Here is a 21627-nt window from a genome sequence, read left to right on the forward strand (position 1 = left end):
ATGGAATTTTGGTTAACTGTAAGTAAATTAATTGTCTTTATATATATTGTGTTCAGTTACATACATTCAAATGTTACGAACTTACCATGGGTTATATTTGCTTTGCTTTTATATCTTTCTGTAAACGTGCTAATCTCTATATTAAAAAAAGATACGTACAAAAAAATATTGATTTGTATTTCAATTAGTGTAGTTATGTTATTAACATGGAGGGTTCATCCGTTTTTTATTTTGTTTTTACCTTTGAATTTATACGAAATTACATTCCATTACATAGACAAGAATTGGTCACGCTTTGTTATTATGATGCTTCCAATTACAATTACAGATGAAAGCATTCGAATGACTTATGGATTAATTGTTGCATTTTCTTTTCTCGTTTTAACTATGGCAGATCGATATATATCACGTGTAGTAAAGCTTGAATCGCAAAATGATAAGATGCGAAAAGATATGCAACGACTTACGAAAAGCTTACATGAAAATAAAGAGTACATAAGACAATCAGAATACACATTTAAGCTAGAAGAGAGAAATCGGTTATCACAAGAAATTCATGATAAAATTGGTCACTCGATGACAGGTGCATTAATTCAAATGGAAGCTGCAAAGAGATTAATGGGGATAGATAAAGAAAAATCTGCGGAGTTATTACAAAATGCAATTCATATTTCAAAAGATGGAATTGAAAGTATTCGCATTACATTAAAAAATATGAAGCCACCAACTGAGCAAATTGGCATTCACCGTATGAAATTATTCATAGAGGAGTTTGCTAGTAAGCATGATGTAAACATTCCTTTCGTATATAAGGGAAACTTAGATATGATTTCTCCCATTCAGTGGAAAATTATTGGTGAAAATGTTACCGAGGCACTAACAAATGCGATGAAATATGCTGATGCGACAGTTATTTCTATAGATATTCATGTACTTAATAAGATGGTTAAGGTGCAAGTGAAGGATAACGGAAAAGGCGCAGCTCTTGTTAAGAAAGGTCTCGGTATTATGGGGATGGAGGAGCGAACAGCGTCTGTAAATGGGAAAATTATTGTAGATGGAACAAGTGGTTTTTCAGTGACGATGTTGTTGCCGATATAAGAGAATGGGACGAAGATGAACCATCTCATATGAAAAAAGTGAATAATCTCATGTGAAAAGAATGAACTTCTGCACTGAGCAGGTTCATTTTTTTTGTTTATACTAAAAGCAGAGAAACCGAAATAGGGGTGAAATGATGAATACATTAGAAATTAAAAATTTAACGAAAAAATTTGGTGATTTCATCGCGGTAGATAATATGTCTTTATCTATTAAAGAAGGAGAGATATTTGGCTTTTTAGGATCAAATGGTGCTGGTAAAAGTACAACGATAAATATGATTGCTGGGTTGTTAAGAAGTAATGAAGGTGAAATTAGCATATTAGGAAAAAATATAAAAAAACATAATCGATTTGCGAAGATGAATATCGGTATCGTTCCGCAAGATATTGCGATTTATGAAGAGTTAACTGCCTATGAAAATGTGAAATTCTTTGCTGGATTGTACGGTTTAAGAGGAGCAGAGCTAAAAGCAAGAGTAGAGGAAGCGCTTCAGTTTGTGGGGCTTAGTGATAAACATAAAAGTTATCCGAAAAACTTTTCTGGCGGGATGAAACGAAGATTGAATATCGCTTGTGCGATCGCTCATAGACCGAAGTTAATTATTATGGATGAGCCGACAGTGGGAATTGATCCACAGTCAAGAAACTATATTCTCCAGTCTGTTCGAAAATTAAATGAAATGGGAAGTACCATTATTTACACGAGCCACTACATGGAAGAAGTAGAAGAGATTTGTACGAAAATAGCAATTGTAGATCACGGTAAAGTAATTGCAGAAGGTACGAAAGAACAGTTAAAAGCGATTATTACTGATACGAAAGATATTTGGGTTGAAGTGAAGTCAGTAGAAAATTTAGATGTAAAAAAGTTAAAAGAGATAAACGGTGTGAAAGCTGTTCAAATTGAAGAGAACGTAATTAAAGTAAACTCGGATGCAGGAGTAAACAATTTAAATAAAATTATTCAGCACTTCATTAATCATGATATTGAAATTCGTTCGGTAGAGGAGCAGGCCCCGAACTTAGAAACAGTATTCCTTACGTTGACTGGAAGAAACTTACGAGATAAATAAAAGGTAAATGAAGAAAAGGTAAAGGGAGGTTCATCAATTGAACATCTTCAATATTGCAGTTATGCATATTAAAAGAGATTTCAGAGACGTAAGAACTTTAGTTTTTATGTTAGCATTTCCGGTTGTACTTATGCTTGTGTTAGGAACAGCGTTAACGAATGCATTTGATAGCGATAGTCAAGCGATTAAAGATATACAAGTGCTCTACAAAGATGAAGCGAGTAGCACATTTTCTCAATCGTTCGAAGCATTTACGAAAGAAGTCGATAAATCGGGTATTCATTTTAAAAAAGCTTCCGAAGGTATAGATGGGAAAGAAGAAGTGAAGCAAAATAAATATGCTGCTTATGTAGAGTTAAATAAAGATGGTGCAAAATTTTATGGAAGTGACAAAAGTAGTGTTGAGGGAAGTATTGTGGAAGGCATGCTTACAACATTTGTTGATAAGTACAATGTAGCGGCCGAAGTTGCAAAAGTAGATCCTAGTAAGGTGAGCACAGTTTTTTCAAGCGGAAATCATAATGATTATATAAAAGAAACATCTTTACAAGCTGCGAAAAAACCAGGTTCTATGGATTACTACGCGGTTGTAATGACAACGATGATTGCACTATATGCTGCGATGGGAGCGAGTTCTTTAATTCGAGGAGAACGAATACGTAAAACAGGAGATCGTCTCATTGCTGCACCTATAAGTAAGGCTGAAATATTCATTGGAAAAGTACTTGGTAGCCTAGTAGCAAATGCTCTGTGCATATTACTCGTCATGTTATTTAGTAAATTTGTTTTTCAAGCGAATTGGGGCGACCATCTTGGAATCATATTTCTTATTTTATTAACACAAATTTTTCTAGCAATTAGCTTCGGTTTAGGAATTGGATATATTACAAAAACACCGGAATCATCTAGAGCAATTATTATGGTTATTGTGCAATTATCCTCTATTTTTGGTGGTGCATATTTCGTAATAGAAGAAAATTTCGTTACGAATTTATCACCATTAACGTGGGCAAACACAGCTGTTATGAAAATTATTTATGCAAATGATGTAGGAGCAGCACTACCGGTAATATGTTTAAACCTTGGCATTTCAGCACTCTTTTTATTAATTGCAATTATTGCATTACGTAGACGGGAGGGGCTATAGTATGAAAGATATTTTATGGCTCATACAAAAAACGTTATCTGTACTTTTGAAAAATAAAAAAGGGTTATTCATTATTATTAGTTTGCCGATAATTGGAACACTAATCTCCTTCTCGATGTATGGGAATATGGGGCAAGGGACGTTAAATATCGGGGTTATTAATAAAGAAAATCAATCTATAGCAAATGATACGGTGAAATTTTTAGAAGGATTAAATCATGTAAAGGTAAGTAAAATTAAAGAATCTGAAGTAGAAGATAAACTCACTTCCAAAAAACTTGATGGAGTTATTACATTAGATTCTGGTTTTTCAAAAAGTGTTCGAGAAGGGAAACCAAATCATATTGAAATTTCATCGATTAAAGGTGATCAAGTAACAGGATTTATAAAATCATATTTATACAATTATATTGATAATGTAGCAGCTATTAGTAAAGTAGCAGGAACAGATCAAAGTGCATTTGATACTATGTACGCAGGATATCAAAAAGGTTCATTTAAAATGAAAACTGAGACGCTAGAAGATACTTCGAAAAATAAAGATATGACAAACCAAACGATGGGTTACCTTATTATGTTTATGCTATTTTCAGCAGCGAACTTATCAGGTTATATTTTAAAAGAAAAAGAAAATAGAACGTATTTTAGACTCTTATCAACGCCGATAGATGGGAAGAAATTCATATTATCTAATGTCGGGGTAAATATGCTGCTATTAACAGTACAAATTCTGATTACAATCTTATTCCTAACGAATATTTTTCATATAAATATCAATATGCCTTTCATAGTGATGATTGGTGTACTCATGCTATTTGCTTTAATAGCGATTGGAATATCGTTAGTCCTTGTCGCTTTTTCGAAAAACTCAGCATCAGCAAATGCACTGCAAAATATGATTATTGTACCAACATGTTTACTGGCTGGATGTTATTTTCCTTATGACATTATGCCAAAAGCGGTACAAAAAGTAGCTGATTTTCTTCCGCAGAGATGGCTATTAGACACAGTATCAAAACTACAACAAGGAATTCCAATTTCAGATTTGTATTTAAATATTTTAATCTTATTTGCCTTTGCAGTAGCATTCTTCTTAATTGCTATTTATAAGTTTGGAAGAAATAATGATGCGAGAAACTTTGTTTAATATGAAAAGGGTGTGACGTTAAGTCGCATCCTTTTTTGTATGAAGCATGAAATCTAAATTTGAATGACAAAATAGAAAGGTGGAAAGAAAATGAGCGGAAGGAAATCAAAATGATTAAAAAAATATTGCGAGTTACTTCTATTGTAATTACTATTTTCGTTTTTGTTTTAATTTGGATGCATATTGACGTTACGCTCGGAAGAAAAATGGAAGTCGGGAAAAATATGCCGACAGAGTACGCTCCTCATTATAGTGATTTTCAATTATATGTAGAAGGAAAGTCATTTTATAAACAGTTATTTACTGATATAAGAGAGGCGAAGCAATCTATTTACACGTACTTTTTCATTTTGTCGGATGATAAAAGTAGCCATACTTTTTTAAACTTATTAAAAGAGAAGGCGAGAGAAGGAGTAAACGTATATTTATCTGTCGATTTACTTAACGATTTATCATTTGAAAGAAAGGTGAAAAAAGAATTACAGGAAAGTGGCGTGCATTTTACATATAGTAGAAAACAGGAATTACCATTCGGGTTTTATTCCCTACATCATCGTAATCATCGCCGTATTACGACGATTGATGGAGAAATTGGCTATACAGGCGGATTTAATATAGGAGATGAGTACTTGGGGAAAGATAAGCGATTTGGATATTGGCGTGATTATCATGTACGGCTTAAAGGAGAAGGAGCAAAAGATTTAGAGGAGCAATTCGCTTTAGATTGGAAGCGAGATACGAAAGAAGATATAAAGAGAAGTACGAATAAGGCTAGCAAAGGGAATACATTACATACTATGACTAGTTACAATGGCCATTACGTTGCTGAGAAATATATAGAGCTCATAAAACAAGCTCAGCACTCAATTGTAATTGCAACGCCGTATTTTATAGCGAAAAATAAAGAATCTATGAATGCTTTAATCGCGGCGCAAAAGCGTGGTGTTACAGTAAAAATACTTTGGTCATATAAACCAGATCTACCTCTTATAAAAGAAGCGGCGTATCCATACATACGTCAGGCTGTTAATAATGGGATTACTGTATATGGGTATAAAAAAGGAATGTTTCATGGAAAGTTAATGCTGATTGATAATGAGTTAACTGTTATAGGTACAACAAACTTTACTTCGCGTAGCTTCAATATAAATGATGAAATGAATTTTTATATTTATGGTGGTCCTATTGTAGAACAAGTTAATAAGGCGTTAACAGAGGATTTTCATGATTCGAAAGAAATGACGAAAGAGTTTTTTGAAAAGTTATCTTTTTGGGAGCGTTGTAAGGAGAAAGTAGCGGGATTGGTTGACTTCTATTTGTGATGATGAATTAGGAAAGGGTGCCTACAAAAGACACCCTTTTTTGGTGGGAAATCATTATTTTTCATGCACCAGCAATGAAGCATCATCATTAATCAACGTCCCTACATGCTCCCCTAAACAAATTCGTTTCATCACTCCAGGCTCATCAAAGTTAAAGACATGTGCTGGTAAATTGTAGTCTCGGGCAAGCAGTAATGCTGCTTGATCCATGACTTGTATATTTTGTCTAACAACATCATTATAGTTTAGTTTGCTGTACATTTTTGCTGATTTGTTATGCTTTGGATCACTTGTAAAAACGCCGTCGACACCTTGTTTTGCGACTAATATGGCATCACTATTCATTTCAATAGCTCTTTGTACGCTTGGATAATCTGTCGTCACGAACGGTTGCCCGTTTCCGCCTCCAAAGATAACGATATAACCGTTATCTAAATGGTGGACTGCACGCAAACGAATGTATGGTTCAGCTACTGCATTAAATGGAATGGAAGTCATAACGCGCACTTCTCTATTTGTTTTACTTGTTAAAACACCGCGAAGCATTAAGCTGTTAATAATTGTACCTAACGTACCGATATTATCAGCTTCTACGCGATCAATTCCCCATTCTTCAGCTAGATGACCTCTAAAAATGTTACCGCCACCGATGACGATGGATACTTCGATACCTAAATCAACAATGGATAAAATTTCGTTTGCGATATGTTCTAATCGTTTGGAGTTAAAGCTATTTCCAGTTTGATCGGCAAGTGCACCGCCGCTTAATTTAATTAAGACACGTTTATATGGTCTCATAACTATTCCCCCTATATAGATCGCAATAAAAAAGGAACAAAGGCGAATGCCTTTGTTCCTTTTTAAGAAAATGAAAAAGAAAAGAAGAAGATAGGACGAATTTCTTTGTATAGTTTCTCATAACATCCACTCCTTTTCATTTCGATTTTTTTTAAGTATATATCTTTTTGATTATACGAAATAATCTGATTACTTATCAAGTTTATTTTATCGTTTTTTAACAAAATGGTGTCAATGAAAAAAAGAAGAAAAATATTTGAATTTTTTGTGACGAACTTGTAGGTTTTTGTATGATTTTGTAGGTTCGCTTATAAGATGTGTAAGTAGCTTTTATAAATTCAAATTGAAAGCGTTCGCATGAAGGGGATGAACATAAATGAAAAAATTCGGATTGGCAACACAAATTTTTGTAGCGCTTGTTTTAGGGATTGTAGTAGGGGCAGTCTTTTATGGCAATAAAACGGCGATTTCTTATATCACACCAATTGGAGATATATTTATTCACTTAATTAAGATGATTGTAGTACCAATTGTTATTTCAGCATTAATTGTTGCAGTAGCTGGTGTAGGAGATATGAAAAAGCTTGGGAAACTGGGCGGTAAGACAATTCTTTATTTCGAAATTATTACGACAATTGCTATTTTAATGGGATTACTTGCAGCGAATATATTCCAACCAGGTACTGGTGTTGATATGAGTAATTTACAGCAAAGTGATATTTCTTCTTATAAACAAACTGCAGATGCAACCGAGAAGAAAGGTTTTGCTGAGACAATTGTTCACATTGTACCGAAAAACGTATTTGAATCGATTGCACAAGGTGACCTATTACCGATTATATTCTTCTCAGTATTATTCGGCTTAGGAGTTGCGGCAATTGGGGAAAAAGGAAAGCCTGTCTTTAACTTTTTTGAAGGCGTACTCGAAGCCATGTTTTGGGTTACAAATCAAGTGATGAAATTTGCACCATTTGGTGTATTCGCATTAATTGCCGTTACGGTTGCAAAATTTGGTGTAGCGACATTACTTCCGCTAGGAAAACTAGTGCTAGCTGTATACGTAACTGTTATACTATTCGTTGTGATTGTATTAGGTATTAATGCACGAATGGTTGGCGTAAACATTTTTACATTAATGAAAATTTTAAAAGAAGAACTGATTCTTTCGTTTACGACAGCAAGTTCAGAAGCTGTTTTACCTAATATAATGAGAAAAATGGAAGAGTTCGGTTGTCCAAAGGCAGTTGCCTCTTTCGTAATTCCGACAGGTTATACATTTAACTTGACTGGATCGGCTATTTATCAAGCGTTAGCGGCATTGTTTGTTGCACAAATGTACGGTGTGCACATGTCATTAACGGAGCAAATAACGTTATTATTCGTTCTCATGTTAACATCCAAAGGTATGGCGGGAGTTCCAGGTGCATCGTTCGTTGTTGTATTAGCAACGTTAGGTTCAATGGGGTTACCACTAGAAGGTATCGCGTTAATTGCGGGAATTGACCGCATTTTAGATATGATTCGCTCATCTGTCAATGTATTAGGAAATGCATTAGCGGCCATTGTTATGTCGAAGTGGGAAGGCGAATTCGATAATGAGAAAGCAAAACAATATGTAGAAACAGTCAAAGAAACAAAAGCAGCATAAGAAATCGTTAAGGAGTGAATAATCATGGCAACATTAACTGAAGTTAAAAATGGTGTTCGAATTGAAAAAGATTTTTTAGGTGAAAAAGAAGTGCCAAACTATGCATACTACGGCGTACAAACAATGCGTGCAGTAGAAAACTTCCCAATTACAGGATACAAAATCCATGAAGGCTTAATTAAAGCATTCGCAATTGTAAAAAAGGCTGCAGCGCTTGCTAATACAGATGTAGGAAGATTGGAATTGAACAAGGGCGGCGCGATCGCAGAAGCCGCTCAAGAAATTCTTGATGGAAAATGGCATGATCATTTCATCGTAGATCCAATCCAAGGCGGAGCAGGTACTTCAATGAATATGAATGCAAATGAAGTCATGGCCAATCGTGCTCTTGAATTATTAGGAATGGAAAAGGGAGACTATCATTATATTAGTCCAAATAGTCATGTAAACATGGCGCAATCAACAAACGATGCATTCCCAACGGCGATTCATATTGCAACATTAAATGCATTAGAAGGCTTATTACAAACGATGGGTTATATGCACGATGTATTTGAATTAAAAGCAGAGCAGTTCGATCATGTTATTAAAATGGGTCGTACACATTTACAAGACGCTGTGCCAATTCGTCTTGGACAAGAATTTAAAGCATATTCTCGCGTACTTGAACGTGATATGAAACGNAAGGCTTATTACAAACGATGGGTTATATGCACGATATATTTGAATTAAAAGCAGAGCAGTTCGATCATGTTATTAAAATGGGTCGTACACATTTACAAGACGCTGTGCCAATTCGTCTTGGACAAGAATTTAAAGCATATTCTCGCGTACTTGAACGTGATATGAAACGTATCAAGCAATCACGTCAACATCTATATGAAGTAAATATGGGAGCAACTGCAGTTGGTACAGGCTTAAATGCAGATCCAGAATATATTGAAGCAGTTGTAAAACATTTAGCTACAATTAGTGAACTACCACTTGTTGGTGCAGAAGACTTAGTAGATGCAACGCAAAATACGGATGCATACACAGAAGTATCAGCAGCACTGAAAGTATGTATGATGAATATGTCTAAAATTGCGAATGACCTTCGCTTAATGGCATCAGGTCCACGTGTTGGCTTAGCGGAAATTATGTTGCCTGCTCGTCAACCAGGTTCATCTATTATGCCAGGGAAAGTAAACCCTGTTATGCCAGAAGTAATTAATCAAATTGCGTTCCAAGTAATTGGTAACGACCATACAATTTGCCTTGCTTCAGAAGCAGGACAGTTAGAATTAAACGTTATGGAACCAGTACTTGTTTTCAACTTACTTCAATCTATTAGCATTATGAATAACGGTTTCCGTGCCTTTACAGATAATTGCTTAAAAGGAATTGAAGCGAATGAAGATCGCTTAAAAGAGTATGTTGAGAAGAGTGTAGGAATTATTACAGCCGTGAACCCTCATATCGGTTATGAAGCAGCAGCTCGCGTTGCGAAAGAAGCAATTGCAACAGGTCAATCCGTTCGAGAACTTTGTGTGAAAAACGGTGTACTGTCACAAGAAGACTTAGAGTTAATTCTAGATCCATTCGAAATGACGCACCCAGGGATTGCAGGAGCAACTCTTTTAAAGAAAAATTAAAAGAAGAGGGGGGACAATCCCCTCTTTTTTGTTTACAATATAGAAATGCTATATATGAATAGAGGTAGGGATGTTATGAGTAAGTTTACAGTAGCTTCTAATGGTTCATTAGAAACGACATTAAGAGGAGTAGAAGTATTATCGACACCACTTTTAAATAAAGGGGTCGCTTTCACGCAAGAAGAGAGAGAAGAATTAGGTTTAAAAGGGTTATTACCGCCAGCAGTTTTAACATTAGAAGAACAAGCACGCCGAGCATATGAACAATTCTGTTCTCAGCCGGATGATTTATTAAAGAACGTATATTTAACAGCGTTACATGATCGAAATGAAGTATTATTTTATCGTATATTAACAAATCACTTACGTGAAATGTTACCAATTGTATATACACCAACAGTCGGTGTAGCAATTCAAAGGTATAGTCATGAATACCGTAAACCGCGTGGTGTGTATTTATCAATTAACGATCCGTCGGGTATCGAAGAAGCATTCGCCAATATCGGTGCAACAGCTGAAAACATTGATTTAGTCGTTGTAACAGATGGAGAAGGCATACTTGGAATTGGTGACTGGGGTGTTGGTGGTATAAACATCGCAATCGGGAAATTAGCTGTTTATACGGCCGCAGTTGGTATCGATCCTAGCCGTGTATTACCGGTAATTTTAGATGTGGGTACAAATCGTGAGGAACTATTAAACAATCCATTTTATATTGGAAATCGTCACCCTCGTATAACTGGTGAAGCTTACGATGAATTTATTGATACATTTGTACAAGCAGTGAATAAACAATTCCCGAAAGCACTTTTACATTGGGAAGATTTTAGTTCTCGAAATGCACGAAAAATTTTAGATAAATATCGTCATGATATTTGTACATTTAATGATGATATTCAAGGTACAGGTGCAGTTTCACTTGCTGCTGTGTTATCGGCAGTGAAAGCTTCTGGTGTACCATTAAGTGAACACCGCGTTGTTGTATTTGGTGCTGGTACGGCTGGAATCGGTATCGCAGATCAAGTTAGAGATGCGATGGTCCGCGTAGGCGTATCTGAAGAAGAATCATATAAGCGTTTCTGGTGTATTGATCGTAACGGATTAGTTACAGATAATATGGAAGACCTTCTTGATTTCCAAATTCCGTACGCAAGAAAAGAAGCGGAAGTAAGTGAGTGGAAGCAAAATGATATGATCGGACTTGCTGAAGTTGTGAAACATGTAAAACCGACAATTTTAATTGGTACATCTACTGTTGCGGGCGCATTTAAAGAGGAAATTATTAAAGAAATGGCTTCTCACGTAGAAAGACCAATCATTTTACCAATGTCGAATCCAACACCGCTTGCTGAAGCAAAGCCAGCAGATGTAATCGAGTGGACAGAAGGAAGAGCATTAGTTGCAACAGGAAGTCCATTTGAACCAGTTACATATAACGGTGTAACGTATGTGATTGGACAATCAAATAATGCACTTATTTTCCCAGGGCTTGGTCTTGGAACAATTGTAGTACGTGCAAGCGTTATGACGGATGGAATGTTCGCAGCAGCTGCTGAAGCAGTTGCAAGTATGGTAGATACAAGTCAGCCAGGAGCACCTATTTTACCAGAGGTCGAAGAATTACGTAATATCTCAGAAATGGTTGCAATTGAAGTAGCTAAAGTTGCAGTTGCAGAAGGTGTTGCAAGAGTGAACTTAAGTGATAACGATATTAAGATGGCAGTGAAAGAAGCAATATGGGAGCCGGAGTACCGCCAAATAAAAGCGGTAGAAAAGGTTAGAATATAGAAAAAAAGCCCGTTTATAACAATAAGCGGGCTTTCGCTTTACTACTGAAAAAAAGTATAGGAAGTGGCACCTTTGAATTGGAATCAATTATGGAAGAAAGATATGTCCCTTTTAATTATATTAATGGTCGTTGTTCCTATTGCTGGGGAGCTGAACTTTCATCCCTTTAATGATACGTTTCGAGTTAGCTTCGGTACACCGCTATTTTTCTTTTTATTATTATTTTTAAGAAGAGTACCAGCAGGAGTTGCAGGTATTCTTGTTGGTATATCTGTAGTCTTATTCCGAGTATGTCTTGACTGGATCATGCAAGGTTCATTTCATATGACAGAATCATTTTATTTGCGTTATCCTGTGTTCTTCTATTATTTTATTTATGGCAGTCTTTTTTCGCTTTGCAGGGTAAATAAGTTCCATCAGAAACCAATCATTATTGGATGCCTTGGCATTTCAATTGAAATTGTTGCAAGTATGTCAGAACTTGCGTTCTATCACATGTTAGTACTCGGTACAACAATAACGATTTCTGAAGTAAATAAACTTATTATTATTGCTATTTTTCGTAGTTTCTTTGCACTTGGTTTTTTAAATATGATGAATTTATATGAAACGAAATTAAAAGAATCGCAAGTTCGAAAAGAAAATGAAAACATGTTAATGCATCTTTCTAATTTATATGTGGAATCTGTTCATTTGAAAAAGACATTACAAAATGCAGAGTTAATTACACAAGAAGCATATCAACTATATCGAAATTTACAAGCGAACGATGATCCCAATAATAAAACAGCATTGAAAATAGCAGGAGAAGTGCACGAAATAAAAAAGGATAATCAAAGAATTTTTGCGGGATTATCTAAACTCTTATTAGATAAAAATGTAGCTGAGTATGTAGACGGACATGAGCTTACAGAAATGATTGTAAGAATAAATGAAAAGTACGCTGGAATGCTAGAGAAAGATATACGTTTTTCTAAATATATAGAAGGTGAACACGCTGCATATCACGTGTATACAGTGCTATCAATCTTTAATAACTTAGTTGCCAATGCAGTGGAAGCAATTGAAGATAGAGGTCTCATTCATATTGATTTATATAAACGAGAGCAACATGTAATATTTGAAGTAATTGACGATGGCCCTGGTATTGCACAAAAGTATAAAAAATTAGTATTTAAGCCCGGGTTTACTTCCAAGTATGATCAAACAGGAACACCGTCAACAGGCATTGGACTTTCTTACATACATGAAATGGTAACAGAGCTAGGCGGAGAAGTAAGATTAGAAGACAATGAAACCGGAAAAGGGTGTAAGTTTATCGTTTGTTTACCGGAGTGCAGTTTAAAGCGGGAAGGGGAATAGATTTGTTTTATTATATCGTAGACGATGATGAAGTTTTCCGTTCAATGCTGTCGCAAATTATTGAAGATGGAGATCTTGGAGAAGTAATTGGTGAGGCGGATGACGGAGCTTTTATTGAAGCGGATCAACTAAATTTTAAAAAAATAGATATTTTATTTATTGATTTGTTGATGCCGATGAGGGACGGAATTGAAACAGTTCGTCACATTGCGTCAACTTTCACGGGGAAAATTATTATGATTTCTCAGGTGGAATCGAAGCAGCTTATAGGTGAGGCATATACATTTGGTGTAGAATATTATATTACAAAACCATTAAATAAAATCGAAGTTGTATCTGTTGTACGCAAAGTGATAGAGCGTATTAGATTGGAGCGTTCTATACATGATATTCAAAAATCATTGAATAACGTGTTTCAGTGGGAAAAACCGCAATTGCGTACTGAACCAGTACAAGAAGGAAAAAAGATAGGGGATTTAGGGCGCTTTTTACTATCAGAACTCGGTATTGCGGGAGAGAATGGAAGTAAAGATTTACTTAGTATGCTGGAATATTTATATGGTCAAGAAAAGGCACAGACATTTGACTTTGGCTTTCCTGCGTTAAAAGAAATTTTTCATCATATTACGATAAGGAAATTAGGGGATATAGCTTTAGAGGCGGATATTGATAAAGAGAAAAAAGCGTCTGAACAAAGAGTACGTCGAGCTATTTATCAGTCGTTAAATCATTTGGCTTCTTTAGGACTAACAGACTTTTCAAATCCAAAATTTGAAAGCTATGCTCCAAAATTTTTCGATTTCACTGTAGTTAGAAAACGGATGACAGAAATGACGAAAGATGAACTTGCATCTTCTGGTCATACGCGAATTAATACAAAGAAGTTTATTCAAGTGTTGTATTTTGAGGCGAAGAGGTTGATGGAAATAGAGTGAAGAAGATGCTTATAAATAAGCATCTTTTTTGTTAAATCAACATTTTATATTTTCTCGTGGAGCATGTAAAATGTTAAGTAAGAGAAAATGGTTTTATATTAAGGAAGTGTCAAAGCGATGAGTTTCACATTGAATAAATCGATTATTAAAGAAGTGTGCGGAGAGACCTCATATAAAAGAGGTGAAGCCTATTATAAATCAAATAAAGTGATAATAAATCATTATGATAAAAATAAAGAAATTTGCGAGGCTACAGTAAAAGGGAACGAGGATTTCCATGTTACAGTAGAAAAAGCTAAAAAGGGTGATGTTGTTGCAAAATGTAGTTGTCCTTCATTATCGTCTTTTCAAACGTATTGTCAACATGTTGCAGCAGTATTAATACAAATAAACTATAATCAACAAACAGGTGGAATGAGCTCCACTAGTAACAGAAACGATCAATTGACAAGTGGTATGTTTCAGCTGTTTGCGGACAAACCACTGAGGCCAAAAAGTAAACAACACCGTTTTGATACACGCGAAATATTAGATGTTGAGTTTATATGTACACCAGTAGCTACGAGAAGTGGTGGGGCTCTACTTGGAATTCAATTGAAACTTGCCAAAGTGTATTTCATAAATCATATTAGAGAATTTCTTTCTAAGGTGGAGAAAAGAGAGTCTTTTCATTGTTCAAATGAATTTACATATACGCCAGATGTACATAGTTTTAAACAAGAAACGGATGCGATTATCCAGCAGCTCATTAAAATGTATCATAACGAAAAAATGTATGAGGATGCGCTAGAAGTACATGCGAAACAAGATGAAAGTATGATATTCATACCACCAGCTTCATGGAAAGATATGCTCTCTTCACTTTCTAAAGTTGAATATGTACAGCTGAAACAAAATGAACAACTGTTTCAGGGATTACAAGTTTCAAAAGGTTTGTTGCCGTTACACTTTGAATTTACAAAGGGAAATAATGGCGGATTTACACTTCATATAGATGGTCTAAATCGTGTACGAGTTATGGATATGTATAACAATGCACTTTACGATGGGAAATTATATCACTTACACATTGAAGATTGTATGCGACTTATTGAATTACAAAAGATGATAAGTCGCTCAAATAGTAATCAGTTTTATATTCCAGAAAGTAAGATGGAACATTTCGTCGGGAAAGTTGTACCAGGATTAATGAAGCTCGGAACTGTACACATTGATGAAGTAATATCGGATCGTGTTGAAACACCTTCGCTAAAAGCGAAATTGTATTTAGACCGCGTGAAAAATCGCTTATTAGCAGGTCTTGAATTTCACTATGGGAACGTCATGATTAATCCGCTAGAAGAGGATGGACAGCCGTCTGTTTTTAATCGTGATGAGAAAAAGGAAAAAGAGATTTTAGACATTATGAGTGAAAGTGCCTTTGCAAAAACAGAAGGCGGTTACTTTATGCATAATGAAGAAGCTGAGTATAACTTTTTATATCACGTCGTGCCAACATTAAAAGGTTTAGTTGATATTTATGCGACGACAGCAATTAAATTGCGAATTAGTAAAGGGGATGTAGTTCCTCTTATTAGAGTGAGAAGAAAAGAAAGAATTGATTGGTTGTCATTTCGTTTTGATATAAAAGGAATACCAGAAGCAGAAATTAAAGGTGTATTAGCGGCTCTTGAAGAGAAACGTAAATATTATCGATTGGCGAACGGTTCTTTTTTATCGCTAGAGAGTAAAGAGTTTAATGAAATTAATCAGTTTATAAAAGAATCAGGTATTCGGAAAGAATTTTTACATGGAGAAGAGGTAAATGTTCCGCTTATTCGGAGTGTAAAATGGATGAATGGACTTCATGAAGGCAATGTTTTAAGTGTGGATGATTCTGTTCAAGAGTTAGTAGAAAACATTCAAAATCCGAAAAAATTAAAGTTTGCTGTGCCAAATACTTTAAATGCAGAAATGAGAAAGTATCAAGTATATGGGTTCGAATGGATGAAAACACTTGCTTATTACCGTTTTGGCGGTATTTTGGCAGATGATATGGGACTTGGAAAAACGTTGCAAAGCATTGCTTTTATAGATTCTGTTTTGCCTGAGATTCGAGAAAAGAAGCTGCCTATATTAGTCGTTTCACCATCATCTCTTGTTTATAATTGGTTTAGTGAATTGAAAAAATTCGCCCCGCATATTAGAGCGGTTATTGCAGATGGAAACCAAGCAGAGCGCCGGAAGATTTTGAAAGATATAGCGGAATTTGATGTCATAATTACGTCATATCCATTACTGAGAAGAGATATAAGATTATATGCAAGACCATTTCATACACTATTTCTTGATGAAGCACAGGCGTTTAAAAACCCTACAACACAAACGGCAAGAGCTGTGAAAACAATTCAAGCTGAATACCGTTTCGGACTAACGGGGACACCTGTAGAAAATTCATTAGAAGAGCTATGGTCTATCTTCCATGTCGTTTTCCCGGAATTATTACCAGGAAGAAAAGAGTTCGGTGATTTAAGGCGTGAAGATATAGCGAAGCGAGTGAAACCATTCGTATTAAGACGGTTAAAAGGGGACGTATTAAATGAGTTGCCAGAGAAAATAGAGCACTTACAATCATCGGAGTTATTACCCGATCAAAAGAGTTTCTATGCTGCTTATTTAGCGAAGTTAAGGGAAGAAACGTTGAAGCATTTAGACAAAGACACGTTACGTAAAAATAAAATTAGAATTTTAGCTGGTTTAACGAGATTGCGACAAATTTGTTGTCATCCCGCTTTATTTGTTGATGATTACAAAGGAAGTTCAGCTAAATTTGAACAACTGTTAGAGATTCTAGAGGAATGTAGAAGTACAGGGAAGAGAATATTAATTTTTTCTCAATTTACGAAGATGCTTTCTATTATTGGTCGTGAGTTAAATCGACAAGCAATTCCATACTTTTATTTAGACGGGAGTACACCAGCGCAGGAACGTGTAGAGCTGTGCGATCGGTTTAACGAAGGAGAAGGAGAGCTATTTCTCATTTCTTTAAAAGCTGGTGGTACCGGACTTAATTTAACTGGTGCAGATACAGTAATATTATATGATTTATGGTGGAATCCAGCTGTTGAACAACAAGCGGCCGATAGAGCGTATCGAATGGGACAAAAAAATACAGTGCAAGTTATAAAGCTAGTAGCTCAGGGAACAATTGAGGAGAAAATGCATGAACTGCAAGAAAGTAAGAAAAATTTAATCGCTGAAGTGATTGAGCCGGGAGAAGAGAAATTGTCCTCAATCACAGAGGAAGAAATTCGAGATATTTTAATGATTTAATATAAAAAAGCTATGCCTTCAAATTGATGAGGGCATAGCTTTTTTGTTGTAATAATTATATTTTGTTTTGTACAAAGTAAAGAAATCAAATGTTATTTAAATTACTTCTTTGTACCTTTACTTTTGTATGGTTTGGCAGCTGCCTTTTTCTTTGCACTTGATTGCCAACGGTTCCATCCTTTACTTCCTGTACCTTGTCCTACACCTTTTTTCGGTTTTGCTTTCGTTTTACTCATATGATCACTCCGTTATATAAAAATCTTATTTGATAATAGTCAATGATTTAGAAAATACTCTTTATAAATGACTATGATTACTTTAAGTAAAAATAAACTGCTTGAATGCTATAGTATATCATGAAATTGCAAGTAAACTGAAAGGAATTATAAAGAAAATGAAAATAATAAGAAATACTGCGGATTCTATATTCCGAACGATCACATTAATTGTTGTGTATACGTTAGTTTCGATCAGTGAAACATTTTTTGGATTGACGAGGCAGAAAAAGTAAAGATGTTAAATTAACAACAATCAATAAAGCCGTAAAATAAAGAATTGAAAAACATTTTAAAACTTTTTGTTGACTTTCTTTATTTTTTGTATAGAATAATCATTAATAAAATGTTTCAGAGATGTGACAACAAAACGACTATGAAAGGACGAGTAGTAGTAGGACGTAGTTTAAGCGAGTCAGGGGTGGTGTGAGCCTGATACGAAGCCTATTATGAAGAACCTCCTGGAGTTGCTAACCGAAATCCTTTATAGGAAAGTAGACTTAGCCGGGAACTTCGCCGTTACAAGAAGAACAGTATCGAGATATTTTATCTCCGTACTGTATAAGTGAGCAACCTCTGTTGCTAATTTGGGTGGTACCGCGGAACCAAAGCCTTTCGTCCCAGTTTTTTGGGAAAGAAGGGCTTTTTTTGTTGGCTTCTTTTCACAACATCCAAACATTTTAGGAGGAAACCACCATGTATCAATCATTAATGACAGTAAGAGAGACTCAAATCGCAATTAAGGAAGTTAAAACATTTTTCGAGGACCAATTAGCAAAACGCCTTGAACTATTCCGCGTATCTGCACCATTATTCGTAACGAAAAAATCAGGATTAAACGATCACCTAAACGGTGTAGAACGCCCAATTGAATTTGATATGTTACATTCAGGAGAAGAATTAGAAATTGTTCATTCACTAGCGAAATGGAAACGATTTGCATTACATGAATACGGATACGAAGCTGGTGAAGGTTTATATACAAACATGAACGCGATTCGTCGTGATGAAGAACTTGATGCAACGCATTCCATTTACGTTGACCAATGGGATTGGGAAAAAATCGTTCAAAAAGAATGGCGTACTGTCGATTACTTACAAAAAACAGTACAAACAATTTATGGAATATTCAAAGATTTAGAAGATCACTTATTTGAAAAATATCCGTTCCTTGGAAAGTATTTACCAGAAGAGATTGTTTTCATTACTTCTCAAGAACTAGAAGATAAATATCCAGAATTAACACCGAAAGATCGTGAACATGCAATTGCGAAAGAACACGGTGCAGTCTTTATTATTGGAATTGGTGATGCACTTCGTTCAGGTGAAAAGCACGACGGACGCGCAGCTGATTATGACGATTGGAAATTAAACGGTGATATTTTATTCTGGCACCCAGTACTACAATCTTCATTTGAATTATCATCAATGGGAATTCGTGTTGATAGTAAATCACTTGATGAGCAGTTAACGAAAACTGGTGAAGACTTCAAACGTGAGTATGATTTCCATAAAGGTATATTAGAAGACGTACTACCATTAACAATCGGCGGTGGCATTGGACAATCAAGAATGTGCATGTACTTCTTACGTAAAGCACATATCGGTGAAGTTCAATCTTCTGTATGGCCTGACGATTTACGTGCAGCTTGTAAAAAAGAAAACATTCATCTGTTTTAATAGAAGTGAGGGAATAGCTTAAATATAGAGCTATTCCCTCTTTTTTACAAAACGTCACTTGCTTACTTATTACCGAGTTCTTCCGCCAAACCGATTAAAATTCCTTCGACTCCACGAATGTAGCAGAGACGATACGAGTTCTCGTACTGAACAACTTCGCCAACGAGCTCTGCACCATGCTTAGTGAGTCTCGATACCATTTCGTCAATATCTTCAACGGTGAACATGACGCGTAGATAACCGAGGGCGTTTACAGGAGCTGTTCGGTGATCTGCTATAGTAGGAGGGGTGAGAAATCGCGAAAGTTCAATTCGGCTGTGGCCATCTGGAGTGGCCATCATAGCGATCTCTACGCACTGAGAACCGAGTCCAGTTACGCGACCAGCCCATTCACCTTCGACATTGGCTCGACCTTCGAGATTCAAGCCAATCTCCTCAAAGAAAGAGATTGCGTTATCAAGGGATTCTACAACGATGCTGACATTGTCCATTCGTAGTAATTTGTTTTTTGCCATAGTCTTATCTCCTTATGTATAAAAGTCTATTATTTAATTATCCTCATAATTATACTACTAAGTAGTTACAAATTCCTTTCAGTTAAAAATACCTTGTCACAGTATAGGAAAATGTGACAAGGTGTTTTTTAATATGTCATATAGCATCGTGTTAACGAACAGCTTTTTATTTAATAGGAATGTAATACATTAATATGATTTTTTTAGTATTACTAAATAGATGAGATTAGCTCATTTGCACGAAAGGCTCAATTTTCGCCATAAATGATTGATGCAGCGCCTCAACGCCTGTTACTAAATGAAGGCGGTCAATAACGACAGACACTTTAATTTCTGATGTACTTACCATTTTAATATGAATATCTTCTTCTTTTAAAGTAGTGAACATATTTGCAGCGACACCTGGGTTAGATACCATGCCAGATCCTACGATTGATACTTTTGCTAAGTGATTTTCATGTTCTACAGATTCATAGTGAAGAGTTTCTTGATTTTGTTCCAAAACTTCTAAAGTTTCTCTTAAATCATTCGAATGAATGGAGAAGGAGAGGTGTACAGTTCCTTCATTTGTAATACTTTGAATTATGATATCTACATTAATGTGTGCTGCTGCTAATGTAGAGAAAACTGTTGAAAGCGAGCCTTGTTCTAATCCTTTAATTGTGACACGTGTAATGTTATCCTCAAATGCAATACCTTTAACGATTGATTGTTGTTCCATGTTACATTCTCCTTTTACAATTGTTCCGTTTTCTTGTTCCATACTTGAGCGAACTTCTAAAACTACGTTATGATTTTTAGCAAACTCAACAGCGCGCGGGTGTAATACGCCGGCACCGAGATTAGCAAGCTCTAACATTTCGTCATAAGAAATTTCGTCTAATTTGTAAGCATCTTTTACAACTCGTGGGTCCGTCGTATATACGCCTGTCACGTCCGTATAAATATCACATTTTTTTGCTTTAAGTGCAGCGGCTAGTGCGACAGCAGTCGTATCAGAACCACCACGGCCAAGCGTTGTAATTTCATTTTCTACACTTATACCTTGGAAACCAGCTACGATAACAATCGTGCCTTCAGCAAGATAAGATTGAATACGATCTGTATGAATGTCAGTAATCCGTGCACTACTATGTACAGATTCTGTCGTAATACCTGCTTGCCACCCTGTTAATGAAATTGCATGATAGCCTTTTGCTTGCAGTGCCATTGTTAATAATGAAATAGTTACTTGTTCTCCTGTAGATAGAAGCATATCAATTTCACGTTTACTTGGATTTTCTGTGATAGCGTTAGCGAGTGCGACAAGTTCATCTGTGCTTTTTCCCATTGCTGAAACGACAGAGACAATGCTATGACCTCGTTCATATTCTTCAATAATTAAATTTGCTACATGTTGAATGCGTTCGACGCTTCCGACAGAAGTGCCACCAAATTTTTGAACAATTGTTTCCATTACAAATTCCTTCTTTCGTCTATTTTTAAGAATAGATTAGGAAATATATAAATCCCAATACTCCTGTAGTTACCAGAAAGACAAACAAAAAACACCATCTCAAATAAGTGAGGATGGTGCTGTTACAGGAAAAGGGAAACAGAAAACGGAGCTAATAAAAAAACCGCCAAAAAAGGAATATCATAAAAAAATGATATCTCTTTTTTGTAGATAGCTCTTCATACGTACACGTCTGTACATATGACAGTTCTGTTTCTATTCGAAAACAGCCCCAATTGACAAATGCAGAGAAATTTATCAATTTCGGCAATACTTCCTTTCATCTAAGTTCATAGACATCTCTGTGTCTCCATTAGAATACTCATAAGTATCGCAACCTCTATCTCACGTTTTAGGCGAGAGTGTTTGATTTATGAAGTTATTGGTAACATT

Annotated in this window: 15 protein-coding genes, 1 pseudogene, 1 riboswitch and 1 other annotated feature; of the genes and pseudogenes, 12 read left to right on the top strand and 4 right to left on the bottom strand. The window is 35.5% G+C overall.

Translation table 11 applies throughout. The features are described from left to right. The 5 genes from ASE54_RS02270 (at nucleotide 1) to ASE54_RS02290 (ending at nucleotide 5792) form a co-directional block, all read left to right on the top strand. On the top strand, nucleotides 1-1101 hold the full coding sequence (locus tag ASE54_RS02270) for a histidine kinase (protein WP_000397660.1): 1101 nt from the start codon (nucleotides 1-3) through the stop codon (nucleotides 1099-1101). A 136-nt stretch (nucleotides 1102-1237) separates the two neighbouring features. Beyond that, complete coding sequence (locus ASE54_RS02275) at nucleotides 1238-2176, top strand: ABC transporter ATP-binding protein (protein ID WP_001093814.1); 939 nt, start codon at nucleotides 1238-1240, stop codon at nucleotides 2174-2176. Nucleotides 2177-2213: 37 nt separating this feature from the next. Continuing rightward, nucleotides 2214-3323: an ABC transporter permease gene (locus ASE54_RS02280; RefSeq protein WP_001020189.1), complete on the top strand. Its 1110-nt coding sequence runs from the start codon at nucleotides 2214-2216 to the stop codon at nucleotides 3321-3323. 1 nt (nucleotide 3324) lies between these two features. Continuing rightward, the gene (locus ASE54_RS02285; RefSeq protein WP_000651861.1) at nucleotides 3325-4470 is read left to right on the top strand and encodes an ABC transporter permease; all 1146 of its coding nucleotides are present in this window, start codon (nucleotides 3325-3327) and stop codon (nucleotides 4468-4470) included. Nucleotides 4471-4580: 110 nt separating this feature from the next. After that, nucleotides 4581-5792, top strand: a complete 1212-nt coding sequence (locus ASE54_RS02290) for a phospholipase D-like domain-containing protein (RefSeq protein WP_000591942.1) — start codon at nucleotides 4581-4583, stop codon at nucleotides 5790-5792. Between the two features lie 54 nt (nucleotides 5793-5846). On the opposite strand, the gene pyrH is transcribed toward ASE54_RS02290, so the two are convergent. Then, nucleotides 5847-6590 (bottom strand): UMP kinase, encoded by a 744-nt coding sequence (gene pyrH / locus ASE54_RS02295; protein WP_001248060.1) that lies wholly within the window; start codon nucleotides 6588-6590, stop codon nucleotides 5847-5849. Between the two features lie 376 nt (nucleotides 6591-6966). Here pyrH and ASE54_RS02300 point away from each other — a divergent pair, with 376 nt between their 5' ends. The 6 genes and pseudogenes from ASE54_RS02300 (at nucleotide 6967) to ASE54_RS02330 (ending at nucleotide 17269) form a co-directional block, all read left to right on the top strand. After that, a complete protein-coding gene (locus ASE54_RS02300; RefSeq protein ID WP_000713293.1) occupies nucleotides 6967-8238 on the top strand; it encodes a cation:dicarboxylase symporter family transporter in 1272 nt (423 codons plus the stop codon). Nucleotides 8239-8922: 684 nt separating this feature from the next. Further along, nucleotides 8923-9872 (top strand): annotated as a pseudogene (locus tag ASE54_RS02310) (lyase family protein); the annotation flags it as partial. Between the two features lie 75 nt (nucleotides 9873-9947). Continuing rightward, complete coding sequence (gene malS / locus ASE54_RS02315) at nucleotides 9948-11660, top strand: oxaloacetate-decarboxylating malate dehydrogenase (protein ID WP_000033289.1); 1713 nt, start codon at nucleotides 9948-9950, stop codon at nucleotides 11658-11660. 63 nt (nucleotides 11661-11723) lie between these two features. Further along, a complete protein-coding gene (locus tag ASE54_RS02320) occupies nucleotides 11724-13022 on the top strand; it encodes a sensor histidine kinase (protein WP_003256022.1) in 1299 nt (432 codons plus the stop codon). Nucleotides 13023-13024: 2 nt separating this feature from the next. Then, nucleotides 13025-13957, top strand: coding sequence for a response regulator (locus ASE54_RS02325; protein ID WP_000500296.1), 933 nt, complete (start codon nucleotides 13025-13027; stop codon nucleotides 13955-13957). Between the two features lie 117 nt (nucleotides 13958-14074). After that, nucleotides 14075-17269, top strand: a complete 3195-nt coding sequence (locus ASE54_RS02330) for a DEAD/DEAH box helicase (protein ID WP_000011068.1) — start codon at nucleotides 14075-14077, stop codon at nucleotides 17267-17269. Between the two features lie 101 nt (nucleotides 17270-17370). On the opposite strand, the gene ASE54_RS33465 is transcribed toward ASE54_RS02330, so the two are convergent. Further along, entirely contained in the window at nucleotides 17371-17505 is a 135-nt protein-coding gene (locus ASE54_RS33465) for a DUF3934 domain-containing protein (protein WP_000047588.1), read from the bottom strand. A 406-nt stretch (nucleotides 17506-17911) separates the two neighbouring features. Then, nucleotides 17912-18170, top strand: a binding site (T-box leader). Nucleotides 18171-18240: 70 nt separating this feature from the next. On the opposite strand from ASE54_RS33465, the gene asnA reads away from it, so the two are divergent. Further along, nucleotides 18241-19224 (top strand): aspartate--ammonia ligase, encoded by a 984-nt coding sequence (asnA, locus tag ASE54_RS02340; protein WP_000284912.1) that lies wholly within the window; start codon nucleotides 18241-18243, stop codon nucleotides 19222-19224. Between the two features lie 62 nt (nucleotides 19225-19286). Here the strand turns inward: asnA and ASE54_RS02345 are convergent, their stop codons facing one another. Both ASE54_RS02345 and ASE54_RS02350 read right to left on the bottom strand, forming a co-directional pair. Beyond that, nucleotides 19287-19739: a VOC family protein gene (locus ASE54_RS02345; protein WP_001107256.1), complete on the bottom strand. Its 453-nt coding sequence runs from the start codon at nucleotides 19737-19739 to the stop codon at nucleotides 19287-19289. A gap of 226 nt (nucleotides 19740-19965) precedes the next feature. Beyond that, nucleotides 19966-21195 carry an aspartate kinase gene (locus tag ASE54_RS02350; RefSeq protein ID WP_000448026.1) on the bottom strand — a complete coding sequence of 410 codons (1230 nt, stop codon included), beginning with the start codon at nucleotides 21193-21195 and terminating at the stop codon, nucleotides 19966-19968. A 203-nt stretch (nucleotides 21196-21398) separates the two neighbouring features. Then, nucleotides 21399-21585: riboswitch (Lysine riboswitch) on the bottom strand. Nucleotides 21586-21627: the final 42 nt, after the last annotated feature.

The sequence above is a fragment of the Bacillus sp. Root131 genome (genome assembly GCF_001429475.1).
Taxonomy (GTDB): Bacteria; Bacillota; Bacilli; order Bacillales; family Bacillaceae_G; genus Bacillus_A; species Bacillus_A thuringiensis_S.

What these genes read in the sequence shown, in the direction of transcription:
- ASE54_RS02290 (WP_000591942.1), top strand. Translation starts at nt 4,581, where the DNA reads ATGATTAAAAAAATATTGCGAGTTACTTCTATTGTAATTACTATTTTC.
- malS (WP_000033289.1), top strand. Translation starts at nt 9,948, where the DNA reads ATGAGTAAGTTTACAGTAGCTTCTAATGGTTCATTAGAAACGACATTA.
- ASE54_RS02350 (WP_000448026.1), bottom strand. Translation starts at nt 21,195, where the DNA reads ATGGAAACAATTGTTCAAAAATTTGGTGGCACTTCTGTCGGAAGCGTC.
- pyrH (WP_001248060.1), bottom strand. Translation starts at nt 6,590, where the DNA reads ATGAGACCATATAAACGTGTCTTAATTAAATTAAGCGGCGGTGCACTT.
- ASE54_RS02330 (WP_000011068.1), top strand. Translation starts at nt 14,075, where the DNA reads ATGAGTTTCACATTGAATAAATCGATTATTAAAGAAGTGTGCGGAGAG.
- asnA (WP_000284912.1), top strand. Translation starts at nt 18,241, where the DNA reads ATGTATCAATCATTAATGACAGTAAGAGAGACTCAAATCGCAATTAAG.
- ASE54_RS02345 (WP_001107256.1), bottom strand. Translation starts at nt 19,739, where the DNA reads ATGGCAAAAAACAAATTACTACGAATGGACAATGTCAGCATCGTTGTA.
- ASE54_RS02270 (WP_000397660.1), top strand. Translation starts at nt 1, where the DNA reads ATGGAATTTTGGTTAACTGTAAGTAAATTAATTGTCTTTATATATATT.
- ASE54_RS02285 (WP_000651861.1), top strand. Translation starts at nt 3,325, where the DNA reads ATGAAAGATATTTTATGGCTCATACAAAAAACGTTATCTGTACTTTTG.
- ASE54_RS02275 (WP_001093814.1), top strand. Translation starts at nt 1,238, where the DNA reads ATGAATACATTAGAAATTAAAAATTTAACGAAAAAATTTGGTGATTTC.
- ASE54_RS33465 (WP_000047588.1), bottom strand. Translation starts at nt 17,505, where the DNA reads ATGAGTAAAACGAAAGCAAAACCGAAAAAAGGTGTAGGACAAGGTACA.
- ASE54_RS02300 (WP_000713293.1), top strand. Translation starts at nt 6,967, where the DNA reads ATGAAAAAATTCGGATTGGCAACACAAATTTTTGTAGCGCTTGTTTTA.